Below are 2,813 nucleotides of genomic sequence, written 5' to 3' on the forward strand. Positions count from 1 at the left end.
GCCCCACGCGCGACTACACAAAATGGCTCGACGAGCAGAAAGCCCTGGGCCATACTTTTTACGCTTCTGTGGGCAACGTCGGCGACTGGGACTCCACTGTCGCGGCCTTTGACAAGGTCAAGGCCGAGCATGGCCCCGTGGCCGTGCTGGTCAACAACGCCGGCATTACCCGCGACGGGCAGTTCCGCAAGATGAGCAAGGCCGACTGGGATGCCGTCATTTCCACCAATCTCAACAGCATGTTCAACGTGACCAAGCAGGTCATTGAAGGCATGATTGAAGGCGGGTATGGCCGCATCATCAACATCTCGTCCGTGAATGGCCAGAAGGGCCAATTTGGCCAGGTGAACTATTCCACCGCGAAGGCCGGACTGCATGGCTTCACGATGGCTTTGGCGCAAGAGGTGGCAGCCAAGGGCGTGACGGTMAACACGGTAAGCCCCGGCTATATCGGCACCGACATGGTCAAGGCCATACGTCCTGACGTGCTGGAGAAAATCGTGGCGGGCGTACCCGCCAAGCGACTGGGTCAGCCCGAGGAAATCGCCTCCATCATTTCCTGGATCGCGTCCGATGAAGGCGGCTACGCCACGGGCGCGGACTTCTCGCTCAATGGCGGCCTGCACATGGGCTGATTGCCCGCGGGGCAGTTTCGTTTTTTGAAAACCCGCCCCGGCGGGTTTTTTTGTGCCTGGCTGCTTGCCGTAAACAAGCCGTAAAACCGTCGAAGGCGTGGGGACTTGGCCATGAGCCATTTCAACCGGCTGTAGTAAATTAAAGCGACACGTTCTACGGGACAGTCCGCGCACCGGACTGCGTCGCCGGCCTTCCCTGGAGTCTGAACKGCTCTTAACCGCTTTCTGCTTTCGAGAAGGAGTCCCTCCTGCATGCCCCATAGCGTCTCTTTGATCAGCACGATTGCCGCCGGCTTGGGTCTCGCCCTGATTTTTGGTTTTCTTGCTGTGCGGCTGCGTTTGCCTGCGCTGGTGGGTTACCTGCTCGCCGGTGTGATCATTGGGCCGTTTACCCCTGGCTTTGTGGCGGATGCCGGGATCGCCAGCCAGCTCGCTGAAATCGGCGTGATGCTGCTGATGTTCGGCGTCGGGCTTCATTTCTCGCTGGACGACCTGCTGGCGGTGCGCAAGATCGCGGTGCCCGGTGCCGTCGTGCAGATGACGGTGGCCACCGCACTGGGCATGGGACTTGCGCACTGGTGGGGGTGGAACCTGGGCGGCGCGCTGGTGTTCGGCTTGTCGCTTTCCGTGGCCAGCACCGTGGTGTTGTTGCGGGCACTGGAAAGCCGCGGCATCCTCGACTCGGTGAATGGCCGCATCGCGGTAGGCTGGCTGGTCGTGGAAGACCTTGCCATGGTGCTGGTGCTCGTGTTGCTGCCGCCGCTGGGCGGCTGGCTGTCGGGCAAAGTCGACGCGGACATCAATGCATTGTGGAAGACGCTGGGCATCACGCTGCTTCAGGTGGGGGGATTTGTGGCGCTGATGCTGGTGGTGGGGCGCCGCTTTTTCCCTTGGGTGTTGTGGCAGGTGCAACGTACGGGTTCGCGCGAATTGTTCACGCTATGCGTGGTGGCTGCCGCCGTGAGCATCGCTTTCGGTGCGACGGCGTTGTTCGGCGTGTCTTTCGCGCTGGGCGCATTTTTTGCCGGCATGGTGATGCGCGAATCCGAATTCAGCCACCGCGCAGCCGAAGAGTCGCTGCCGCTGCGCGACGCTTTCGCCGTGCTGTTTTTCGTGTCGGTCGGCATGCTCTTCGACCCTTGGGTATTGCTGGAGCGGCCGCTGCAGGTGCTGGCTGTGGTGGGGATCATCATCGTCGGCAAGACATTGGCAGCCGGTGTGCTGGTAATGGCTTTCCGGTATCCGCTCAACACTGCGCTCACGGTCTCGGCCAGCCTTGCGCAAATCGGTGAGTTCTCTTTCATCCTGGTAGGCCTGGGTGCCTCGCTGGGCCTGCTGCCGCCCGAAGGGCAAAGCCTGGTACTGGCCGGTGCGCTGATCTCGATCGCGCTCAACCAGCTGGTTTTCAGGGCGGTTGAGCCGTTGCAGCAATGGATACTGGCAAAGTCGCCCCTGGCGCGAAAGCTGGAAGCCCGCGATGACCCGACAGCCGAACTGCCGGCCACGACGGACCCGAAGTATTTGTCAAACCACGTGGTGCTGGTGGGCTATGGACGGGTGGGGCGGCGTATTGCCGATGCATTGAAGGCGCATCACATTCCCTTCGTGGTGGCAGAGCAGAACCGCGAAGTGGTGGAGCGGCTGCGGGAGCAGGGCGTTGCCGCTGTGTCCGGCGACGCGGTGGAGGCGGAAGTTCTGGTTCAGTCGCACATCGCGCAGGCGCGCATGCTGGTGATCGCGACACCCGACACGCTGGACGTCAGGCGGATGGTGGCAACAGCGCGCTCGCTGAATCCGGCCCTTGAAACCGTGGTGCGTACCCACAATGAGGCCGAGGCGCGCCTGCTCGACAGCGAGAAAACGGGAAAGATTTTCCTGGGCGAGCATGAGCTCGCGCAGTCCATGGCGCGCCATGTTCTGGAGCGCTCCGGCGCAGTCACCATGTCATCGACAACGCACTCGGGCTGAGCATGGTGCATGCCCATGCTGAAGGGTCAGATTAGTGATGCCAGCGACGGGTGCTCACGCGTCATCTGCCGGGCTTCGCTGCCGTCCGGCTCCATCATCCGGAAGTCGGAGAAATCAAACCCCGGCCCCACCATACAGGCCGTGAGCGTATAGCCGGTTGCGGTGTCCGCCAGCGGCCTTGYTGCCTGCCACAGGCCGGCACCCACAATG

At 62.2% G+C, this 2,813-nt stretch carries 3 protein-coding genes; 2 read left to right on the forward strand and 1 reads right to left on the reverse strand.

All coding sequences use genetic code 11. The annotated features are described in order from the left end of the window. A partial coding sequence (gene phbB / locus AC1D0Z_RS18965) for an acetoacetyl-CoA reductase (protein WP_477659740.1) occupies positions 1-635 on the forward strand: 635 nt, incomplete at its 5' end. Between the two features lie 252 nt (positions 636-887). Beyond that, positions 888-2,603, forward strand: a complete 1,716-nt coding sequence (locus AC1D0Z_RS18970) for a cation:proton antiporter domain-containing protein (protein ID WP_477659741.1) — start codon at positions 888-890, stop codon at positions 2,601-2,603. Between the two features lie 26 nt (positions 2,604-2,629). Here the strand turns inward: AC1D0Z_RS18970 and AC1D0Z_RS18975 are convergent. Then, the coding region (locus AC1D0Z_RS18975) for a cupin domain-containing protein (RefSeq protein WP_477659742.1) at positions 2,630-2,813 on the reverse strand (184 nt) is incomplete at its 5' end.

It is taken from the genome of Polaromonas sp. P1_E3, assembly GCF_056405935.1.